General features: G+C 71.6%; 18 protein-coding genes. 10 read left to right on the forward strand and 8 right to left on the reverse strand.

From position 1 onward, the window contains the following. Window positions 1–246 precede the first annotated feature (246 nt). The 3 genes from ACZ39I_RS02350 (at window position 247) to ACZ39I_RS02360 (ending at window position 3,009) form a co-directional block, all read left to right on the forward strand. The gene (locus tag ACZ39I_RS02350) at window positions 247–903 is read left to right on the forward strand and encodes an SGNH/GDSL hydrolase family protein (protein WP_467243295.1); all 657 of its coding nucleotides are present in this window, start codon (window positions 247–249) and stop codon (window positions 901–903) included. A 133-nt stretch (window positions 904–1,036) separates the two neighbouring features. Beyond that, the gene (locus tag ACZ39I_RS02355) at window positions 1,037–2,356 is read left to right on the forward strand and encodes a sensor histidine kinase (RefSeq protein ID WP_467241926.1); all 1,320 of its coding nucleotides are present in this window, start codon (window positions 1,037–1,039) and stop codon (window positions 2,354–2,356) included. Further along, complete coding sequence (locus tag ACZ39I_RS02360; RefSeq protein WP_467241929.1) at window positions 2,353–3,009, forward strand: response regulator; 657 nt, start codon at window positions 2,353–2,355, stop codon at window positions 3,007–3,009. Before ACZ39I_RS02355 ends, ACZ39I_RS02360 begins: the two co-directional genes overlap by 4 nt. On the opposite strand, the gene ACZ39I_RS02365 is transcribed toward ACZ39I_RS02360, so the two are convergent. Then, on the reverse strand, window positions 2,914–3,594 hold the full coding sequence (locus ACZ39I_RS02365; RefSeq protein ID WP_467241932.1) for a DedA family protein: 681 nt from the start codon (window positions 3,592–3,594) through the stop codon (window positions 2,914–2,916). The two genes, ACZ39I_RS02360 and ACZ39I_RS02365, sit on opposite strands and share 96 nt — an antisense overlap. Further along, complete coding sequence (locus tag ACZ39I_RS02370) at window positions 3,591–4,316, reverse strand: class I SAM-dependent methyltransferase (protein WP_467241935.1); 726 nt, start codon at window positions 4,314–4,316, stop codon at window positions 3,591–3,593. Before ACZ39I_RS02370 ends, ACZ39I_RS02365 begins: the two co-directional genes overlap by 4 nt. A gap of 123 nt (window positions 4,317–4,439) precedes the next feature. On the opposite strand from ACZ39I_RS02370, the gene ACZ39I_RS02375 reads away from it, so the two are divergent. Both ACZ39I_RS02375 and ACZ39I_RS02380 read left to right on the forward strand, forming a co-directional pair. Beyond that, the gene (locus ACZ39I_RS02375; RefSeq protein WP_467243296.1) at window positions 4,440–5,594 is read left to right on the forward strand and encodes a sensor histidine kinase; all 1,155 of its coding nucleotides are present in this window, start codon (window positions 4,440–4,442) and stop codon (window positions 5,592–5,594) included. Continuing rightward, on the forward strand, window positions 5,591–6,241 hold the full coding sequence (locus tag ACZ39I_RS02380; RefSeq protein WP_467241938.1) for a response regulator: 651 nt from the start codon (window positions 5,591–5,593) through the stop codon (window positions 6,239–6,241). The genes ACZ39I_RS02375 and ACZ39I_RS02380 overlap by 4 nt, the downstream gene beginning before the upstream one ends. Window positions 6,242–6,262: 21 nt before the next feature. On the opposite strand, the gene ACZ39I_RS02385 is transcribed toward ACZ39I_RS02380, so the two are convergent. From ACZ39I_RS02385 to ACZ39I_RS02405, 5 genes are all read right to left on the reverse strand, one after another. Further along, a complete protein-coding gene (locus tag ACZ39I_RS02385; RefSeq protein ID WP_467241940.1) occupies window positions 6,263–7,195 on the reverse strand; it encodes an SDR family oxidoreductase in 933 nt (310 codons plus the stop codon). 396 nt (window positions 7,196–7,591) lie between these two features. Then, on the reverse strand, window positions 7,592–8,071 hold the full coding sequence (locus tag ACZ39I_RS02390; RefSeq protein ID WP_467241944.1) for a MarR family winged helix-turn-helix transcriptional regulator: 480 nt from the start codon (window positions 8,069–8,071) through the stop codon (window positions 7,592–7,594). A 10-nt stretch (window positions 8,072–8,081) separates the two neighbouring features. Continuing rightward, on the reverse strand, window positions 8,082–9,143 hold the full coding sequence (locus ACZ39I_RS02395; protein ID WP_467241946.1) for an alkene reductase: 1,062 nt from the start codon (window positions 9,141–9,143) through the stop codon (window positions 8,082–8,084). 60 nt (window positions 9,144–9,203) lie between these two features. Then, window positions 9,204–10,109 (reverse strand): NADP-dependent oxidoreductase, encoded by a 906-nt coding sequence (locus ACZ39I_RS02400; RefSeq protein ID WP_467241947.1) that lies wholly within the window; start codon window positions 10,107–10,109, stop codon window positions 9,204–9,206. A gap of 230 nt (window positions 10,110–10,339) precedes the next feature. Then, window positions 10,340–12,349, reverse strand: a complete 2,010-nt coding sequence (locus ACZ39I_RS02405) for an RICIN domain-containing protein (RefSeq protein ID WP_467243297.1) — start codon at window positions 12,347–12,349, stop codon at window positions 10,340–10,342. 642 nt (window positions 12,350–12,991) lie between these two features. On the opposite strand from ACZ39I_RS02405, the gene ACZ39I_RS02410 reads away from it, so the two are divergent. Beyond that, complete coding sequence (locus ACZ39I_RS02410; protein WP_467241951.1) at window positions 12,992–14,065, forward strand: LacI family DNA-binding transcriptional regulator; 1,074 nt, start codon at window positions 12,992–12,994, stop codon at window positions 14,063–14,065. Between the two features lie 379 nt (window positions 14,066–14,444). Continuing rightward, the gene (locus tag ACZ39I_RS02415) at window positions 14,445–15,938 is read left to right on the forward strand and encodes a ricin-type beta-trefoil lectin domain protein (RefSeq protein WP_467241954.1); all 1,494 of its coding nucleotides are present in this window, start codon (window positions 14,445–14,447) and stop codon (window positions 15,936–15,938) included. 116 nt (window positions 15,939–16,054) lie between these two features. Here ACZ39I_RS02415 and ACZ39I_RS02420 read toward each other — a convergent pair whose 3' ends face one another. Next, the gene (locus ACZ39I_RS02420) at window positions 16,055–17,008 is read right to left on the reverse strand and encodes a L,D-transpeptidase (protein ID WP_467241957.1); all 954 of its coding nucleotides are present in this window, start codon (window positions 17,006–17,008) and stop codon (window positions 16,055–16,057) included. Between the two features lie 101 nt (window positions 17,009–17,109). On the opposite strand from ACZ39I_RS02420, the gene ACZ39I_RS02425 reads away from it, so the two are divergent. The 3 genes from ACZ39I_RS02425 (at window position 17,110) to ACZ39I_RS02435 (ending at window position 19,668) form a co-directional block, all read left to right on the forward strand. Next, the gene (locus ACZ39I_RS02425; RefSeq protein WP_467241960.1) at window positions 17,110–17,601 is read left to right on the forward strand and encodes a SigE family RNA polymerase sigma factor; all 492 of its coding nucleotides are present in this window, start codon (window positions 17,110–17,112) and stop codon (window positions 17,599–17,601) included. Next, the gene (locus ACZ39I_RS02430) at window positions 17,591–18,208 is read left to right on the forward strand and encodes a L,D-transpeptidase (RefSeq protein WP_467241963.1); all 618 of its coding nucleotides are present in this window, start codon (window positions 17,591–17,593) and stop codon (window positions 18,206–18,208) included. Before ACZ39I_RS02425 ends, ACZ39I_RS02430 begins: the two co-directional genes overlap by 11 nt. 212 nt (window positions 18,209–18,420) lie before the next feature. Then, complete coding sequence (locus ACZ39I_RS02435) at window positions 18,421–19,668, forward strand: SigE family RNA polymerase sigma factor (RefSeq protein WP_467241965.1); 1,248 nt, start codon at window positions 18,421–18,423, stop codon at window positions 19,666–19,668. Window positions 19,669–19,681 lie beyond the last annotated feature (13 nt).

Here is a 19,681-nt window from a genome sequence, read left to right on the forward strand (position 1 = left end):
CGTTCTGCTCACCGCCGTCCTCGTCGGACGGCCGGACGGCAACCGGGACGGCTTCCGAGACGAGCGACCCCGGCCGGGGCCCTACGTCGCGCTGGGCGACTCCTACACCTCCGGCCCGAAGATCCCCCGACAGTCCGGGACACCGGCCGGCTGCGACCGCTCCGACCACAACTACCCCGCCCTGGTGGCACGCCAACTCGGCGTGCCGCCGCCGACTTCCATGACGTCAGTTGCAGCGGCGCCACCATCACGGCGCTCACCGCGCCGCAGAAGACGTCCGACGGCACCAACCCCGCCCAGCTCGCGGCCCTCTCGACACGGACGCGACTGGTCACCCTGGGCATCGGCGGCAACGACATCGGCTTCGGCTCGGCGGTCACGAAATGCGTCACGATGGGCGCGATGTACCGCGCGGCCGGCAGCGGTCGTCTCTTCTCCGACGACGCGCCCTGCGAGAAGCAGTACGTGGACGGCGGCACCGACGAAGTGACACAGAGGATCCGGGCAACCGGCCGAAGGCTTTCCGCGGCGCTGGCCGCCATCGAACGGCGCGCGCCGAAGGCCCGGGTCTACGTCGTCGGCTATCCGTCGATCCTGCCCGCCGAAGGGAAGGGCTGCGGCAGGGAGCTTCCCCTCGCACCCGGCGACGCGAACTACCTGCACGACAAGGGGGAGCAGCTCAACACCATGCTGCACGAGCAGGCCGAGGCCGCGGGAGCGACGTACGTCGACACCTACGCCCCGTCCGTCGGTCACGACGCCTGCTCCGCGCAGAAAACCCGCTGGACAGAGCCCCTCCAGCCCTCCAGCCCGGCCGCCGCCGTCCACCCGAACGCGCGCGGCGAGCAGGGCATGGCCGCTGCCGTGCTCTACAGGATCGCCTCATGGCAGCCGCGAAAATGACGCAACCCCGTACCGAAGTCCGGGCCCGGCAGGCCCGTCCACGCAGGACCTCTTACGATCACGGAAGAGGGATCGGTCCCGGTCGGCGCTCCGCCCAAGGCGCCGCCCGCCCGCACCGCGAAGGGCACAGACCTTGACCCCCACGCCGCCGCACGATTCCCGGCCCGAGCTGCCCGAGGCGCTGACGAACGACGCCGAGCAGCGTGTCATCGTGTCGATCATCGCGTGGCTGTCGTCCTGGCGGTGGGCGGACCGGGCCCACCCCCGGGTCCGGAGGTGGGGCGTACCGCTGTTCTGCGCCGCCCTGGGACTGCCGTCCGTGCTCCGTCCCGTCGGCGGATCCGGGGTCGCCGAAGAGCTGGTCCTCACCGTCGCCGTGGCCGTTCCGCTGCTGTGGCGGGAGCGCAGGCCCATGCTGGTCTTCGCGCTCGTCACCGCCGGCGCCGTGCTGACGGAGACCACCGGATCCCTGCACGGCGCCAACGCCAGTGCCGACGTCGCCCGCATGGTGGCCCTGTTCAACGTCGGCCGCTTCGCCACCCCCGGCCGGCTGCTCATCGCCGTCGCCGTCTCCCTGACACAGCTCGTCGCCTGGGCTGCCACGCTCTGGCGCGACGGGCGGCTGCAGTACGCCGCACGGCCGGAAATCCTCATCCTCCTGGGGGTGGTGACCGTGACGGCCATCGCCGGCCTCGGCCTCGCCACCCGCCTGGTCAACGTCGTCATCGCCGCCCTGCAGAAGGAGAAGGACCAGCAGGCCCGCCTCGCCGTCGCCCAGGAACGCGCCCGCGTCTCCAAGGAGATGCACGACATCCTCGGCCACACCCTCGCCGTGATCGTCGGTCTGGCCGACGGCGCCGCGGGCCTGACCGAGGCGAAGCCGCACCGCGGTGCCGAGACCCTGCGGATCATCGCCGGCAGCGGACGCAGCGCCCTCGCCGAACTGCGCCGCCTCCTCGCCGTCATCGGCGACGAGAGCGACCGGCCGCACGAGGCCCCGCTCGCCCCGCAGCCCGGCCTGGCCGACCTCGATCCGCTGATCGAACGGGTCCGCGCGGCCGGTACGGCCGTCACCCTCAGCACCGACGGCGACCTCACCGCACCGGCCCCCGGTCTCCAGCTCGCCGTCTACCGCATCGTCCAGGAAGCCCTCACCAACACCCTCAAGTACGCCGCCGCCGACACCTCCGTCAGCGTCCGGGTGGCCGTCGGTTCCGACACGGTCGAGGTCGATGTCGAGGACAGCGGCCCCCCGCGGACGCCCCGGTCCCGCAGACGGGGCACCGGAAGCGGCCGCGGTCTGGTCGGGATGCGCGAGCGCGCGGCCATCTACCAGGGCCGGGTCACCGCCGGGCCCAACCGCGAGGGCGGCTGGAGCGTCCACGCCCGCCTCCTGACCGCCCCGCCTGTCAACACGACCCCTACGACAACAACGGAGCACCCCCGCACATGACCACCGTGCTCATCGTCGACGACCAGGCACTGCAACGCCTCGGCTTCAGCATGCTCCTGGAACAGCACCCCGACCTCACCCTCATCGGTGAGGCCACCCACGGCGCCGAAGCCGTCCGCAAGGCCGCCGAGCTCAAGCCCGACGTCGTCCTCATGGACGTCCGTATGCCCGGCATGGACGGCATCGAGGCCACCAGACGCATCGTCGAGTCCGGCGGCCGCTCCCGCATCCTGGTCCTGACCACCTTCGACCTCGACGAATACGCCTACGACGCCCTGCGCGCCGGGGCCTCCGGGTTCCTGCTGAAGGACGCCATGCCCGACGAACTCGTCGCCGGCATCCGCGCGGTGGCCGCCGGGGACGCCGTCATCTCGCCCGGTCTGACCCGCAAGCTCATCGATGCCTTCGGCAGCCGGCTGCCGGGCCACACGCCCGAACAGCAACGTCAGCTGGCCCGTCTCACCAACCGCGAACGCGAGGTGCTCACCGCCATGGCGACCGGCTGGAGCAACACCGAGATCGCCGAACACCTGTCCCTCGCCGAGTCCACCGTCAAGTCACACGTGAGCAGCATTCTCACCAAGATCGGGGTCCGGGACCGGGTCCAAGCGGTGATCTTCGCCTTCGACACCGGCCTCGTCCGGCCTGCCTGACCATGTCCGCCACAGCAGGACGCCCCCGATCACCACCAGCGCGGCCAGGGCGAGGGCAGGGCCGCCCAGGGTGAGGACGCGCTGGAGAGAGGTCGCGGCGGCATATCCGACACCGGCTTCCGCCGTGGCCCATACACACGCGGCGACGACGCTGTACGGGGCGATGCGGCGGTAAGGCAGGCCGATGACGCCTGCGGAGTGCGGGGCGAGGGTGCGCACCACCGGCAGGAAGCGGGCCAGGAAGACCGCCCGGCCGCCGTGGCGCGTCATCAGCGTCTCGGCCCGGTGCCAGGCGGCGCCCGGTATTCGACGGCCCATCGGGCCCTGGCGCAGCCGGTCGCCGAGGAACCTGCCGGTGCGGTGGGCGAGGAGGTCGCCCGCCACCACGGCTCCGGCCGCGGCGGCGATGACGAGGGGAAGGCTGAAAGAGCCGGTGCGGGCCAGTGCGCCGGCTGTCAGGAGCAGGGCCAGCGTGGGGATGAAAGCGCCGACGAGAAGGACCGACTCGGCCAGGACGGCGGCGGCCACCACCGCGTACGCCGCGGTCGGCGGGAGGTCGCCGAGGAGGTCGGACAGCGCGTTCACGGCTTCGCCCCGTCGCGCTGCGGCTCGGGGCGCTCCGCGGAGAGGAGGGGACGTTGCAGGTGCCAGACCCAGGCCGGGGGCAGGTTGGCCCATACCGTCCAGCGGCCCGTGGCGTACGTCCGCTGGTAGGCGGCCATGATCTCGTCGACGGCGGCGTGCCTGCGGGCCTCGGCTCGCGATGCCGTCAGGGCGCGGGCCCTGCGGGTGCCGAGGTAGGCGAAGTAGGTCAGGGTGCCGCCGGGGTGGAGGAGCTCCAGGTAGCGGGCCATGATCCGCTCGACCTGCGCGGGCGTGAAGTTGGTCAGCGGGAGCCCCGACACGATGACGTCGTACCGCTGGTCGGTGTCGAGCTGCTCGACGTAGGTCTGATGCACGGTCACCTGCGCCGGACTGGCAGCCAGGTGCGGGTGCGTGGCGACGAGATGGCGCAGTCGCGCGGCGAAACGGGGGTTGGTCTCGACGATGTCCAGGCGGCTGCCGCGGGAGAGCCGCGGGATCAGGGCGCGGGTGACCGGACCGGTGCCGGCACCGGCCTCCAGCACCGCCAGCGGGCGGGGCGCCTGAGCCCGTACCGGCTCGGTGAGCGCGCGGGCCAGGGCCGTACCGCTGGGGGCTATGGCACCCGTGGTGCGCAGATCACGGGCCGCTTCGATCAGGAACATCCAGCCTTCGGCGTTGCGCTGCGCCAGGACACGGTCGTGGGAGGTGGTCCAGTCGTTCATGGAATCGACGCTAGAAAGCCGGGTCCGGCATCGGATCCGCAGTTCTGCGACGGCGTGCCCCTACGAAAGTAGGGGGTGAGCATCGTCGATCGCCGGACGGAACGGCACACCGGCCTGCCTAGCATGGGCCCGGTGAGCAGCAGAGAAGGCCACAGGTGGGCGGCCTACGGGCGGGGCGCACTCGTTGCGCTGTGCGTAGTGGCCGCCGCGCTGAACGACATGTCGTTCGACGGGCGCCACCTGGCCCCCGTCGTCACCGCGGCGCTGGTGTGCGGAACGGCCCTGCTCGTGCCCCGGCTGCGCTGGCCCGTCGCACCGCTGCTGGTCACCGTGGCCACGGCATGGTGGGGATGGCCGTTACTGCCGCTGCTGACGGTCGCCCTGTTCGACCTGGCCATGGATCGCCGGGCGCGGGTGGCGGTGGGATGTGCCGTCGCCGCCCTGGGCGCCAACCTGCTCAGCTACCGGGCCACCTCCCTGTGGACGGCACAGTCCTACGCGTCCACCCTGCTTCTTCCGGTGCTGGCCGTGCTCGTCGGGCTGTGGCGGGGTGGCCGGCGCCGCCTGGTCCAGGCACTGGCGGCCGACGTCGAGCACCTGCGCGTCGAGTCCCAGCTGCGCGAGGAAGCGGCCCGCATCGCGGAACGGTCCCGTATCGCCGCCGAGATGCACGACGTCCTCGCCCACCGCCTGAGCCTGATCGCCCTGCACACCGGCGTGCTGGCCACCAAGGGCGACACGCTGCCCGCCCCGGTCGTCGAACGACTCGGCCTGCTGCGCACGGCGTCCGTCGAAGCCCTCACCGATCTGCGCGACGTACTCGGTGTGCTGCGCGACCCCGACGCCACGCCGGCCGGAGCCGCGCTCCCGCCGGTGATGAGGGAGGTGGGGGAACTGGCGGACGAGGCCCGCGCCGCCGGCCAGCACGTCGAGCTGACCACCGACGGCCGTCCCGAACAGGCGCCCACCACCCACCGCCTGGCCGTGCACCGCGTCGTCCAGGAAGCACTGACCAACGCCCGCAAGCACGCCGACGGCGCTCCGGTGACCGTACGCGTCGACTACCGGCCGCCCGCCACCCTCGTCGAGGTCACCAACCCCGCCGGCACTCCCCGCACGGACACCGTCGGCAGCGGTTACGGACTCGTCGGCCTGCGTGAACGCGTCACCGCCCTCGGCGGCCATCTGAACGCCGGGCCGGCCGGCGCGGGCGCGTGGCGCGTGGCCGCGCGCATCCCCCACCCCCTCGGCACCGAGCAGAACGGCACCCCCACATGATCCGCGCCATGATCGTCGACGATGACGCCCTGGTCCGCCTCGGCCTGACCGACCTCCTCGAAGGCGATCCCGGCATCGAGGTCGTGGCCCAGGCCGCCGACGGACTGCAGGCCTTCGAGCTGGCCGTGGCACACCGCATCGACGTGGCCCTCGTCGACGTACGGATGCCCCGCATGGACGGCATCACGGCCACCACCCGGCTACGGGCCCTCCCGCACTCCCCGAAAGTGATCACACTGACCACCTTCGACCTTGACGAATACGTCTACGACGCCCTCGCCGCCGGAGCCGACGGGTTCCTCCTCAAGGACACCGACCCCACCGAGATCCTGCGGGCCGTCCACCTGGTGGCCGCCGGGTCGGCCATGCTCCACCCCACCGCTGCCCGGCGCCTCATCGACCGCTACCACGCCACGAAACAGCCCCAAGTCGCAGCCGCCCAGGCCCGGTTGGAGCGGCTCACACCCCGCGAACGGGACGTGCTCGCGCTGCTCGCCCAGGGCGACACCAACGCCGACATCGCCACCCGGCTCGCCATGCGCGAGAGCACCGTCAAGGCACACGTGAGCCGCATCCTGACCGCGCTGGAGGTCACCAACCGCGTCCAGGCCGCCCTCGTGGCCCGCGACGCCGGCCTCACCACCTGACCGCAACGGCATGCGGGCCCGTCACCGCTGCCGTGCCGTGCCCAGCTCGTCGGTGTACCGGGCGAGGGCGTCCTCGGCCGTGGGCACGGGGCCGAACAGCTGCTCCTGGCGGCGGGTGTCGGCGACGTAGCGGCCGGTGTCGAACCAGCTGAACATCGCGGCCATGTCCTTGACCAGGGGCAGGAAGCGGCCGGCGACGGCACCCGCGGCACGGGCGACGACCGAGGGCACGGCCCACACCTTGATCTTCTTCCCGGCCCGCCTGCCCATCAGGTCGGCCATCTCGCGCATGCTGACCGGACGGTCCCAGCCGATGTCGACGCGCTCACCGTCGGCGGCCTCGGCGTCGACTGCGGCGGCCAGGTACGCCGCGAGCTCGGAGGTGTGGACGAAGGTCAGCGGGACGGTGGCCTTGCCGATCCACGTCAGACGGCCCTTGACGATCGGGTCGCCCGCCATGGTCGCGATCTGGTCGAGGAACGCTCCCGGCCGCAGTGCGACGAAGGGGACGCCGAGCTGTTCGAGCCTGTCCTCGGCGAGCTTCTTGTGCCAGAAGTGCGGGACCTGGGGCGTCTGGTCGCTGGTGAGGATGCTGGTCAGGACGAACCGTCGGATGCCGGAGCGGTGGGCGGCCTCGGCGAGGTTGGCGTTGCCGACGGTGTCGATGTCGTTGGCGTTCTTGCCGCCGCGGGTGTAGCCGGCGGCGGTGGTGACGACGGCGTCGGCGCCGTTCATGGCGGCGACGAGGGAGTCGAGGTCGAGCATGTCGCCGCGGGCGATCTCGACACCCCGCTTTTCGAGCCTGCTCGCGTCGGTGGTCGGCCGGACCAGGGCGCGGACGTTCTTGCCGCGCCCCAGGAGTTCGTCGACGACCTTGCCGCCGAGGGATCCGGTCGCGCCGACGACGAGGACGGGGAGGGGGAGGGGGAGGGGGGTAGAGCCGGTGGTGGCCATGGATGCCTCATTTCCATCAGGTCAGTGGGGGGATGGGTGGGCGGGGCGGGGAGCCGCGGGCGTGGATGCCGTCGCCCGGGGTGCTCAGGGGGCGGGCCTGTGGTGGGCGGATCCGCGGTGGGGGTCACGGCCGGCCCGCAGCTTGGGGGGCCGGGGGGGGGCGAAGGCGCCCGGGACGCGGGTGATGCGGTTGTCCTCGATGTGAGGCCCGACCGCGGCGGGGAAGAGCCGCGGCCCCGCGGGGGGCGTTGCCCTGCCCCGTCATTCCGCCGGGACAGCTCGCGTCTGCCCCTGGCGCTGAGGCTCCGACCCCCGCGCTCCCGGCGTACGGGGGAGTTGGGGCGCGTGGCTCCGTTCAGCACGGGCCATCGTCAACTGCCGCACTGTCCGGTGGAGTTACTCGGGCTTTTCCGCCGCAGGGCCGCTGCTGTTGATCGCGTCCGTGATGGCGTAGGCGATGCGGACGAAGGACTCCGCCTGCTCCGCCGACAGGTCCCGTGCGGAGGCGACCTCCAGGGTCCGCCACATGGCTGCCAGGGGTTCGCGCAGGGCACGGCCCTTGTCGGTGAGGTGGACGACCATGACGCGCCGGTCGTGCGCGGCCGGCTCGCGCACGAGCAGGCCCGCCTCCTGCATGCGGCGCAGGGACTTGGAGACCGTGGAGTGGTCCAGGCCGACGCTGTCGAGCAGTTCGGACTGGGTCTGGCCGTCCCGGTCGAGGAGCTGCATCAGCAGCAGCTCCTGTCCGGGATGCAGGTCCATCTCGCGGAGCATGGCGGCGGCGCGGGCGCGGTGGGCGCGGGCGAGCTTGAAGATCGCGTAGCTCATCGGTCCCTCGCCGGCCGTCGTGGGAGTGCGGGGTGTCGGGGCGGCCATGGTTGGTTCCTCAGACGGTGTGGGTGGGGTAGTCGGTGTAGCCGGCCACTCCGCCGCCGTAGAAGGTCGACGGGTCGGGGGTGTTCAGCGGCGCGTCAGAGCGTAGCCGCTCGACCAGGTCGGGGTTGGCGAGCGCGAGGGCGCCGACGGAGACGAGGTCGGCCCTTCCGTGGTCGATGTCCCTGGCGCGGGTGGGCAGGTCGGTGCCCGCCCGGTTGAGGATCAGCGTGGTGGGCCAGAGGGCGCGCAGGGTGCCCAGCAGCTCCTCGTCGCCGGAGTGGAGGACGTGGAGGTAGGCGAGGCCGAGCGGGCTGAGGGCGCGCAGGAGTGCCGGGTACAGCTCGGCGGTGTCGGACTCGGCGACGTCGTTGTAGGGGTTGCCGGGGGAGATGCGCAGGCCGGTGCGGTCGGCGCCGATCTCGTCGGCCACGGCGGCGGCCACCTCTACGGCGAAGCGGATGCGGTTGTCGAGGGAGCCGCCGTACTGGTCGGTGCGCTGGTTGGTGTTGTCGGCGAGGAACTGGTGCACGAGGTAGCCGTTGGCGCCGTGGATCTCCACACCGTCGGCGCCTGCCGCGACGGCGGCCGCTGCGGCGCGGCGGAAGTCGTCGACGGTCGACTCGACCTCCTGCGTCGACAGGGCACGGGGTGTCGGCATCTCCTGGGGCCCGGACGCGGTGAACATCACGCCCTGCGGCTGGACCGCCGAAGGGGCGACCGGCTGACGGCCGTGAGGGGTGTTGTCGGGGTGGGAGATACGACCGGTGTGCATCAGCTGGATGACGATCCGGCCGTCGGCCGCGTGCACGGCGTCGGTGACCTTGCGCCAGCCGGCGATCTGCTCGTCGTTGTGGATGCCGGGGGTCAGGAGGTAGCCCTGGCCGTCGGCGTTGGGCTGGGTTCCCTCGGTGATGATGAGCGCGTGCGAGGCCCGCTGGGCGTAGTACTCGGCGTTGAGCTCGGTGGGGACACCTTCGGGCGTGGAGCGGTCACGGGTCATGGGGGCCATGACCAGGCGGTGCGAGAGGGAGATGGCGCCGACGGTGGTCGGTGTCCACAGGGCGTTCAGCATGAGTGGTCCTTGGGGGTGGTGAGGGTGGTCGGTGGGGTGCGGGTGTGGTGTCGGATGTGATCAGTCGACGGTGAGGACGAGCTTGCCGCGGCCGTGGCCGGCGTCGCTGACCTGCTGGGCCGTGGCCGCCTCGGCGAGGGGGTAGGCGGTGACGGTGGTGACGACCTTGCCGGTCGCGGCGTCCTGCGCCAGGGCGGCCAGGCGGGCGGCCGAGCGTTCCTGGCCACCGGTGGAGAAGGTGATGCCGAGCTGGTGCGCGCGGAAGTCGGCGATGGTGACGATGCGCTCGGTGCCGCCGCGCAGGGCGATGGAATCCTCCAAAGCTCCCTTCCCGGCCAGGTCGAACACCGCGTCCACGCCCTCGGGGGCGAGCGCCCGGACCCGCTCGACCAGGCCCTCGCCGTAGAGGGTCGCGGTGGCGCCGAGCGAGGTGAGGTAGTCCTGGTTGGCGGGGCCCGCGGTGGCGATGACGCGCGCTCCGCGGGCCGTGGCGAGCTGGACCGCCAGGGTTCCGACCGCGCCGGCCGCGCCGTGCATCAGCACGGTCTCCCCGGCGGTGACGCCGAGCAGGTTCAGCACCCGCTCGGCCGTCTCGCCCGCCACCGGCAGGGCGACGGCGTGCTGCCAGTCGAGGCCGGCGGGCTTGGGGGCCACGGTGGTGGCCAGCGCGTACTCGGCGTACGAGCCGGTGTCCGACCAGCCCAGGACCTCGTCACCGACCTGCACGTCCTGCACGCCCTCACCCAGGGCGTCCACCACGCCGGCGAGTTCGGCACCGGGGACGGCGGGGAGCGGGGTGGGGAACGCGGCCTCCATCGCACCGGAGCGGATCTTGCCGTCCAGCGCGTTCAGCCCGGCCGCCCTGACGCGGACGCGGATCTGCCCGGGGCCGGGCTGCGGGACTTCGATCTCCGCCTCGTGCAGCACGTCCGTGCTTCCGAAACGGTCGAACAGGATGGCCTTCATGACGACTCCTCCCGTGCCGCCGCCCATTTAGGTGGCTGGACACATAACTAACGTAACAGCAAACATGTGGCTAGCCAAGTATTTGCTGTCGTGGGTTGCGTCAGAGGGGTCGCGGGTGGCGTCGGTGTCCTGCTCGCGGGCGGAGCCTCGTGGTCGGCCGGCATGCGTCGGCGGACGGGCCGGCGAATCCGGTCCGTCCGCCGATCGGGGTCGGGCGGCGCGTCAGTCCGTCAGTTGAGCGTCCACTGCTGGTTGCTCCCGCTGTTGCACGTCCACAGGTCGATCTTCGTCCCGTTGGCGGTGCCGCTGCCGGAGGCGTCGAGGCAGAGCCCGGACTGGTTGTTGGTGAGGGTGCCGTTGGCGTTGACGGTCCACTTCTGGTTGGTGCCGCCGGTGCAGTCCCAGATGATGACCTTCGTGCCGTTGGTGGTGCCGCTGTTGTCGGCGTCGAGGCACTTGTTGCCGTAGACCACGATTTCGCCGCGAGACGCGGACGTGAAGGTCTGGTTGTGTCCGCCGACGCAGTCCCAGAGGGCGGCCTGGGTGCCGTTGGTGATCGAGTTCTTGGCGAGGTCGAGGCACCGGCCGGAGCCGGCTCCGACGATCTCGTTGCCGTTGGTGCCCGCGATGCCCTGAAGAAGGACGGCGTCGAGGTTGGGCGACCAGCCGCCGCTGTTGGAGAACTTCATGGTGTTGGCGCCCTTGGCCATACCGACCTGCACGGAGACGGTGCCGGGAGTGGTCCAGGAGCCGGTCGGCGGGAACGAGACCACCGTGGGCTGCTGGCCGTTGACCTGGAGCGTCGCCGTACGGGCGGTGCTGTCACCGTTGACGTAGGCGATGGTGGCGAGCTTCACGCCGGACGTCGAGGCGTTGACGTTCCTGAACGTCAGGGTGTTGGCGGAGCCGTTGCCGATCCAGCCGACCAGCGAGCCGCCCGAGCAGTTCGCGCAGGTGGCGTCGGCGGCGGTACCGGCAAGGGTGTTGGACGAGGACTCCGCCTCGTAGGTGGTGCCCGAGGCCTCGGTGCCGGAGACCGTGAGGAGTACCGCTTCGCCGGCCGGGACGCCGGTGGTGTAGCCGGTCCCGAAGATGCCCGCGTCGGTCCCGGTCCATACGTCGCGTACGGCGGCGGAGGCCGAGGTCAGGCCCAGATCGGTCCAGCGGGCCGTGACGGAGGCGGCGGCGGAGGTGCGGTTGAGCAGCAGCACCGCCCGCTTGCCGGTGCCCGACAGGACCTTGCTGTAGACCTGCAGGCCCTTGGTGTCCTCGGCGACCTTGACGCCCTGAAGGCCCCGGGCGTCCTGGTCGATGGCGATGACCTCGGGGTTCTTGAGGATCGACGCGGTCGTGGAGCTCATGGTGGCGAGGTTGTTGCCGGCCACCAGCGGGGCGCCGGAGATCGCCCACAGTCCCATGTGCGTGCGGTTCTGGGCGGCGCTGAAGCCGTTCATGCCGACCATCAGCATGTCGGGGTCGTTGTAGTACCCGGTGTGCTGGGACGAGGGGTGCAGCGTCTTGTCGAAGTTGGCCAGCATGTTGGCCGTGGACGGGCTGTTGCCCCAGAAGATCACGTCGGTGCTGGTGCGCCACATCGGGGCCGTGCCCGCGCCCCAGTTCCAGGGGTTGCCGGTGCCCCACTCGCAGAGCGACAGGACCAGTTTGCGGCCGGTGACCGCGGCGGCGGCGTCGTTGGCGGCGCTGATCGCCTTGTACGTCGTCTCCTGGTCGAGGCCCTCGGCGTTGCCGCCGCACCAGTCGATCTTGACGAAGTCGTAGCCCCACTCCTGGAACGTCTGCATGTCCTGCTGGTAGTGGCCCTCGCTGCCGGTGTTGGGCGCCGCGGGCCTGGTGGTCGGGTAGTAGTAGCCGCAGCCCTGCTTGCCGGCGTCGGTGTAGATGCCCGCCTTCAGGCCCTTGCTGTGGATGTAGTCCGCCATGGCCTTCATGCCACCGGGAAACAGGCTCTCGTCGGTGACGATCCTGCCGTTGCTGTCGCGGGCGCCCTGCCACCAGCCGTCGTCGATGTTGACGTACTTGTAGCCGGCGGCCGCCATGCCCGACGAGACGAGGGCGTCGGCCTGGGCCTTGATGGTGGCGTAGTCGATGCTGCTGGCGAAGCTGTTCCAGGAGGCCCAGCCCATCGGTGCCGACGGAACCGCGACCTGGTTGGTCGTCACCGCGAGCGGCTCGGTCCGGCCCAGGTCCGCCGACGCCGTCCGGCCACCGCCCATGACCATCAGCCCGGCGAAAGCCAGGCCGAGGACCGATGCCTGGACGGCCACACGTCGTGCCCAGTGGGACACGACGGTTCTCCCTGATGACACGGGATCAACCCTTTCCTCATGCGAATGAACGGTGGCAGCTGCGGATGTAAGGGCAACGCCTTGTCCAGGCGTGTGCCGTGAGCCGGCGCGGAGGGGAAGGTGGAGATTCGCCCGGTCCGGGCCCAGGGGGCCCACGGAACCTGACGACCGGAGCGCTCTCCGGGGCCCAGAAATGTTACCGTTCACAATTTTGGGCTCCGGGAGGGCTCGACGGCGGACGATGCGGCGGGAGGAGGTGATGCGGGAGGTGATGCGGGAGATGGCGGAGAGCTGCAGCAAGGCTGCTGCATCAGGGCGGCCACGAGGCGGACTCGGGGAACAGGGGACCCCGTCGGCCCCCGTCGTCGCCTGTGACGCGTCGGTGATGCAGGGGTAGTGTGAGCGGTAACATTTGCCCTCCGCAATACTCCTCGCGAACTTTCCTCTCGAGGACCGCCGTCGGCTACGGTCGGCTACCCGTTGACCACCTCGTCGTCCACACGCAGAGTGAAGGTCCTTGTCCGTTCAGGCAGTCGGTCCGGTTCGGGTGACAGGCATACGAGGAGCCCTCTCCACATGCACGAAGTGACCCCCGCCCCCCGGTCGGCCGGGGGACCGCAGACGTCGAAGGCCGTCAGCATCCGGGACGTCGCCAAAGAGGCGGGCGTGTCGCACCAGACCGTTTCCCGGGTCGTCAACGGTGACCCCAAGGTCAAGGTGTCGACCCGGGCCCGAGTCCTGGATGTCATCGCCGAGTTGGGCTACACGCCCAACCGGATGGCCCGGGCGCTGGCCGGCGGTGCGGTGCGTTCGGTGACCGTGCTGACCTCCGACACGTCCTTGTACGGTGCCTCGGCGACCCTGAAGGGCATCGAGGAGGCGGCGAGGGCGGCCGGCTTCGCGGTCGGGATCAGCGTGCTCGACGCAGGCTCGGCCCAGCAGCCCGCGGATGTCGCGGCCCGGATCAGCCGGCCGGGGGAGGCGGTGCTGGTGATCGCCTTCGACGCACCCGGCGTATCGGCATGGCAGGCACTGCCCGCGGCGTTCCCGGCAGCGGCGGCCGTGGAACGGCCCGAGGGCGGCCGCCCCGGCGACCGGCCCGAGCTCTGGCTGGACGACCGGGCGGCCGCGGCCCAGGCCACCCGTTATCTCCTCGGCCTCGGCCACGAGACCGTGCACTACCTGGCGATCCCGTCCTCCACCACCCGCATCGGCCAGCGTGGCGAGGGCTGGCGCGACGCCCTGAGGGCGGCAGGCAAGCCCGTCCCCGAACCCCTGGCCGCCGGCTGGAGCCCTCGCTCCGGCTACCTCGTCGCCCGCTCGCTGCTGGCCGACCCGTCGGTCACGGCCGTACTGTGCGGCAACGACGACCTGGCACTCGGCGTCCTCCGCGCGGCCAGGGAGGCGGGCCGTGATGTGCCGGGCGACCTGAGCGTGGTGGGCTTCGACGACGCCCCGCATTCCGCGTACGCCCACCCCGCCCTGACCACCGTCCGCCTCGACTTCGAAGGCCTCGGCCGGGGCTGCTTCGGCCTGCTCCACCGGCTCCTCGAGCCTGATACGGCCCCGGCCCTGCCCCTGTGGGCCGAGCCGGAACTGATCGTGCGGGAGAGCAGCGGCCCGGCTCCGTCCCGGCGGGACCGCGGTTGAGGGGTCGGGCCCGTTGGGCCCAGGTGACGGCCCTGTATGTCGTGGTCGTCGCCCGGGGCGAGGGAAGGCGGCCACCGGCAGGTGCGGGACGGCCCGTAGCGGAACCGGGTCGTCGGCGAGCGCGGCCCGTCAGATGGCCCCTGTAAGTGGAGCCGTGGCCACCGCCGCACCCCTGGATCAAGAAGTCCGTGGCATTTCGGAAGCGTCACATCTCTTGTCACCGGGGTCGGCACCGTGTCAGTGTCCGGCCATGGTTACGTAACCATGGCCGGTTTACACGGGTCCGAGTGGCTGTATCCGGACCCTGGTTCCTCACTGACGCGGCTCAGGTGACGAACCCGCACTCCGCCCTCCGCGCTTCCCGTCACTGGAGAACGACATGACCAAGACCCCGACGAGGTCGAGACGACTGGCCAGTGTGCTCATGGCCGGCTTCGGCGCGACCCTCATGGTGCTGACCGCCCCCGGCCCCGCCCTCGCCCAGCAGGCCCCCGAGACGCAGGCCGCCGCGCCCGCCTCTTATGTGTCGGGGAAGCCCGCGTCGAAGGGCGGTACCAGTGACTTCCGTGGCGTGAACTGGGCGGACCCGCGCGACAACTACGCCAGTGACGCGGTGGTGCCGAGCGGGCTTTCCGTGAAGGACAGCTACCGCACCGTGTACCGCACCACGAACAAGATGGTGCGCGGCTTCAAGAAGAACCTGGGCGCCAACACGCTGCGACTGCCGATCAACCCGGCGTCCGTGGGCACCGCTTGGTGGAAGTCGTACCGGGCGACGATCGACGCGGCCACGGCGAGCGGTGACAAGGTCATCGTCAGCTACTGGGAGGCCGACACCAGCAAGGACGGCCTGGTCGACGACACGGCCGCCTGGACGAAGATGTGGAACACCGTGGTGCGGGAGTACAAGCACAACCCGCGGGTCTACTTCGAGCCCATGAACGAGCCGCACGGCTACACCCTGGACCAGTGGGTGTCCGTCACCAGCGGCTGGCTGGCTCAGCACAAGGACGTCCCGCGCGGCCGTGTCGTGATCAGCGGTACCGGCTACAACGACAACGTCACCGGCGTCGGCGCGGCACCCGCACTGCGCGGAACGCTGCTGTCGCTGCACTTCTACGGCTTCTGGAACAGCTACACCAAGCAGTCGGACTGGACCGCCGACCTCGAGGCCCGCCTCGGCAAGTACACCGGCCGGACCATCATCGACGAGGCCGGCTCCCCGATGACCATCGGTCTGAACTACGGCGCCTGGAACGGCAACATCTACACCTCGTACCTCGCTTCCGTGGCCAACACCGCCCGCAGCAAGGGGATGGGGCTCGTGTACTGGCCGGGCCTGCGCTTCGGCGACTCCTACTCGATCGAGTCGCTGGACGCCGACGGCAACATGGTGGACAACAGCGCCACCGGCGTCGCCCTGCTGCGCTGGGGCTACGGCTTCGGCAAGACCCCGCCCGTCAACGACCTGCCGCCCGCGCCTCCCGGTGAGGTCCTGCGCGGAGTGGCCTCCGGTCGCTGCGTCGACGTACCCGGCTTCAGCACCACCAACGGCACCCAGCTCGACCTCTGGGACTGCAACGCCGGCGGCAACCAGACCTGGAACTGGAACGCGGACAAGCAGCTCACCGTCTACGGCAACAAGTGCATGACGGTGGGAGGCACCGGAACCACGGCGGGAGACCCCGTGGTCATCAGCGACTGCACCGGCGCGGCGGCTCAGCAGTGGAACGTGAACGCGGACCTCTCCGTGACCAGTGTCGCCAACCCGGCGCTCTGCCTGGACGCGTCCGGAGCGGGCACCGGCAACGGCACGTCGGTCGACGTCTGGTACTGCAACGGCGGCACCAACCAGCAGTGGGCCAGGAGCTGACGCCGGCTCCGATCCGAACCGCAGGCGCCGCCGCGCTTCGCTTCAGGGCGAGGCCGGCGGCGCTTCGGTGCTCGGGCGGCTCCGGTGGGTTCGCCGGGTTCGTCCGGCTCCCGGTTTCAGGACCGGCGCGACGAACTGCCCGCGAGCCACTGGTCCCAGGGGATGTTCCAGTCGCCGTAGCCGTTGCCGGGGGCGACAGTGTCCTCGGAGTGGACGACGCGGACGATGTCCCCGGGGATGACCTCGTCGAAGAACCGCCGGGCGGTGCCGTCGGTGGCGAGACCGACGCAGCCGTGGGTGACGTTCTGGAGGCCGGCGTAGCGGTCGGCCTTGGGATTCTCGTGGAGGTAGGTGCCGGAGGTGGTGAGGTGGACGGCGTAGCTGTAGTAGCCCTGGTAGGCGTCGCCGTAGCCGACGGTGCGCGAGTCCATGAAGACGCGGCGCTGTTTGTCGGCGACGACCATGGTGCCGTTCCAGGTGTCCATTCCCGGGGCGCCCGCGGTGATGGGGACGCGGCGGGTGACGCCGTCCTTGACCACGGTCATGGTGTGGGCGGCGACGTCCACGGTGGCGACCAGTGAACGGCCGATCGTGAAGTGGCGGGCAGCGGCCGAGCCCGCTCGGAGGGTGACGGCGGTGCCGGGGGCCCAGGGGGCGCGGGGACGGTAGTCGAGGCGCTGGCCGTCCAGGAGGTTGCGGTCCTTGATCCAGCTCCAGGCGCCCGTGACCCGCGGGGCGGTGGTCACGGTCAAGGACCGTTCCACGGCGGCCCGTTCTGCGCTCGGGACGGGACGGTCGAAGGTGAGCGATATCGGCATGCCGACGCCGACCGTCCGGCCGTCGGCGATGTTGACGTGCATGCCCTTGAGAGCCGCGGGCTCCGGTGCGGGTGCCGGCGTGGCCGTACGGGCGGACGGTGGCGCCGGTGTGGAGGTGGCCGGCGCCGGGCTCACGCCCGCCACCGGTCTCGCGCAGGCCGCGAGCGCGAGCGCGCAGGCGGCCGCCGCCGTCCAGGCCCGGGCCGCGCGACGAATCCTGGCCCCTGTGATCCCTGTGGTCCCCGTGGTCATCGGGTCTCCCCCTCGTTGTGCTTCGATGTACGCGACCTGTACGCACGGCGGGTCAGGTCGGGTTGCATGCGACGGCGGGAATCTTTCGGGGGCTGCGGGACATGACGGAGGACGAGTTCGACGTGTTCTACGCGTCGGCGTTCCCGCGGCTCGTGGGCCAGTTGTTCGCGATGACCGGTGACCACGGCGAGGCGCAGGACGTCGTGCAGGAGGCGTTCGTACGCGCCTGGGACCGGCGCGGCGACTTCCTCGCCGACCAGGCGCCGGAGGCGTGGATCCGTACGGTGGCCACCCGGCTGGCCGTGAGCCGCTGGCGTCGGGCGCGGCGCTGGCTGGAGCTCGTACGGCGTACCCCGCCGGAGGCGCACATGCCCGGGCCCGGGCCGGAACACGCCGCGCTGGTCGAGGCGTTGCGGCAACTGCCCGACGCGCAGCGGATCGCGATCGTGCTGCACCACCTGTGCGACCTGAGCGTCGAGCAGGTAGCCTCCGAAACCGGCGCCCCCGCCGGGACGGTCAAGGCCCGGCTGGCGCGCGGCCGGGCGGCGCTCGCCGGGCACCTGGTGGAGAAGGAGGACGGCCGTGTCCGATGACCGCGACCTCACCACCGCGCTGCGGGACGTCGCCGACGCCCACCAGACGCCCCCGCAGGTCTCCGGCACCGAGATCCGTCGCCGTGCGACCCGGCGCAGGCGTCGACGGCACGGGGCCCTGGCCGGAACCGCCGTCGCCGCCGCCGTGGCAGCGGTCGTCCTCGCCTTCACCACCGGCCTCGGCGGCGGCACCGAGCAGCGTCCGGCCACGGCGGCTTCGGCCACGCCCTCGCCCCGGCCCGCCGCCACGGTCGACCTCTCCCGGCGGCTGCTGACCATCGCCGGCCGCGAGCTCGCCGTCTCGTCGGGCACCGCCCGGCACCCCACGCCGACCGGGCTGATGACCGTGACGGCCAAGTTCCCCACGAAGACCATGGACAGCGCGGCGCTCGGCCTCGGCAAAGGGGACGGATACGAGATCACGCTGCCGTGGGTCGTCGAACTGCGCACGGCCGACGGGCGTACGAACTACGTCGTCGCTCTCAACTGGAACGAGAAGGCGCCCGGCAGGAGCGATGCCACGCAGGGCTGGATCGGGCTGCGGACGGCCGAGGCCAAGTGGCTGTACGCGAAGCTGAAACCCGGCATGGTGCTCAGCGTCGGCTAGAACGTATCCCTGGGAGGACTCCGGGTCGGGTGACCCCGCCGGGCCGGCCACGCGCCCCGTTGAACCGGACGCTAAAAATCCAAAACGTTTTGCACAACCCCGTCCCACGAGTCCCCGTCGTCCGGACCGGACGGGGGCCGAAAAAGTTGGACGGCTAAGGCAGTCGAACCTCCCTCCGCACCCGTCTCTACGGGGGAACGAGGGAGGGCGCATTGAACGCCGACGAGGAACGCCAGTTCCGCGAGTTCGTGGCGGCGCGGTCGAGATCGCTGCTGCACACGGCCTACCTGCTCACCGGCGACTGGGAACAGGGCCGGGATCTGCTCCAGACCGCGCTTGCCGCGACCGCTCGGCGCTGGTCGAAGCTGCGCGACCGGGAGCAGCCGGAGATCTATGTGCGCCGGGCGCTCTACCACGCCCAGGTGGACCGCTTCCGGCTGCTCAGCTGGGGACGGGAGACGGTCACCGACACCGTGCCGGACCGGCCGTCCGCGCAGGGCACCGACTGGGCCGAGACCGTGGTCCAGCGGCAGGACATCATGGCCGCGCTGCGGCGGCTGCCCAAGCGCCAGCGCGCGGTGGTGGTGCTGCGCTACTTCGAGGACCGGCCGGACGCGGAGATCGCCACGATTCTGGGGGTCGCCCAGGGGACGGTCCGCAGCCAGACCCACAAGGCCCTCGCCTCTCTCCGTGCCGCCCTGGCCGAGGCGGGGCCGTCGGCCGCCTCCTCCTCCACCGCCTCCGGAAGGGGGCTTCGTCGCATGAACGACTCGACCGAACACCCGCTGCACGACGCCCTGCACGCCCATGTCCGGGAGAACGGCGCTGACGCCGGTGTCCAGCTGGCCGGCCTCGCCGACGGCGCGCTGCGGATCGCCCGGCGCCGTCAGCGGCTGGCCCGCGCCGGGGTCGGCATCGTCGCAGCCGCGGCGGTGGCCACCGCCTGGGTGGCCGTCGCGGACGACGCGCCCCCGCGCGCGAACGTGATCCGGCCCGCGGGGGGCGACAGCACCGGGAACACCGGGAAGACGGCCCTGCTCTCCCTCCTGCCGATCACCTCAGCCACCGAGCAGGCCTGCAAGCAGGGCAGCGGCGGCTACCCCGTGCAGGCGAGCGCGAATCACCCGCCGTACTGCGTCCAGGCCGACCGGGCCAAGGGCATGACGGACATTCAGGTCGCCTCCGCGAAGGCCGACAAGAGCGGCGTGGACGGTACCTGGCAGGTCGAGGTGACCCTCGACTCCACCGACCGGGCCCGCTTCGCCGCCCTCACCGGCTCCATCGCGCCGGCCTCGTTTCCGCGCAACGGGATCGCCATCGTCATCGACGGCAAGCTCTGGGGCATGCCCTACGTAAGCGCCTCGATCACCGGGGGCCGTCTCGAGATCGTCGGGCCCGCCATCGGAGAGCTCACCGGCGCCACCGCCCAGGACCTCGCCACCCGCCTGGACCCGCACTGACAGCCGGTGCGGA

It is taken from the genome of Streptomyces sp. NPDC024687 (assembly GCF_055559055.1).

Coding starts and splice junctions, on each gene's coding strand:
- ACZ39I_RS02360 (WP_467241929.1), top strand. CDS start 2,353: ATGACCACCGTGCTCATCGTCGACGACCAGGCACTGCAACGCCTCGGC.
- ACZ39I_RS02370 (WP_467241935.1), bottom strand. CDS start 4,316: ATGAACGACTGGACCACCTCCCACGACCGTGTCCTGGCGCAGCGCAAC.
- ACZ39I_RS02375 (WP_467243296.1), top strand. CDS start 4,440: ATGGGCCCGGTGAGCAGCAGAGAAGGCCACAGGTGGGCGGCCTACGGG.
- ACZ39I_RS02380 (WP_467241938.1), top strand. CDS start 5,591: ATGATCCGCGCCATGATCGTCGACGATGACGCCCTGGTCCGCCTCGGC.
- ACZ39I_RS02385 (WP_467241940.1), bottom strand. CDS start 7,195: ATGGCCACCACCGGCTCTACCCCCCTCCCCCTCCCCCTCCCCGTCCTC.
- ACZ39I_RS02390 (WP_467241944.1), bottom strand. CDS start 8,071: ATGGCCGCCCCGACACCCCGCACTCCCACGACGGCCGGCGAGGGACCG.
- ACZ39I_RS02395 (WP_467241946.1), bottom strand. CDS start 9,143: ATGCTGAACGCCCTGTGGACACCGACCACCGTCGGCGCCATCTCCCTC.
- ACZ39I_RS02400 (WP_467241947.1), bottom strand. CDS start 10,109: ATGAAGGCCATCCTGTTCGACCGTTTCGGAAGCACGGACGTGCTGCAC.
- ACZ39I_RS02405 (WP_467243297.1), bottom strand. CDS start 12,349: ATGGTCATGGGCGGTGGCCGGACGGCGTCGGCGGACCTGGGCCGGACC.
- ACZ39I_RS02410 (WP_467241951.1), top strand. CDS start 12,992: ATGCACGAAGTGACCCCCGCCCCCCGGTCGGCCGGGGGACCGCAGACG.
- ACZ39I_RS02415 (WP_467241954.1), top strand. CDS start 14,445: ATGACCAAGACCCCGACGAGGTCGAGACGACTGGCCAGTGTGCTCATG.
- ACZ39I_RS02420 (WP_467241957.1), bottom strand. CDS start 17,008: ATGACCACGGGGACCACAGGGATCACAGGGGCCAGGATTCGTCGCGCG.
- ACZ39I_RS02425 (WP_467241960.1), top strand. CDS start 17,110: ATGACGGAGGACGAGTTCGACGTGTTCTACGCGTCGGCGTTCCCGCGG.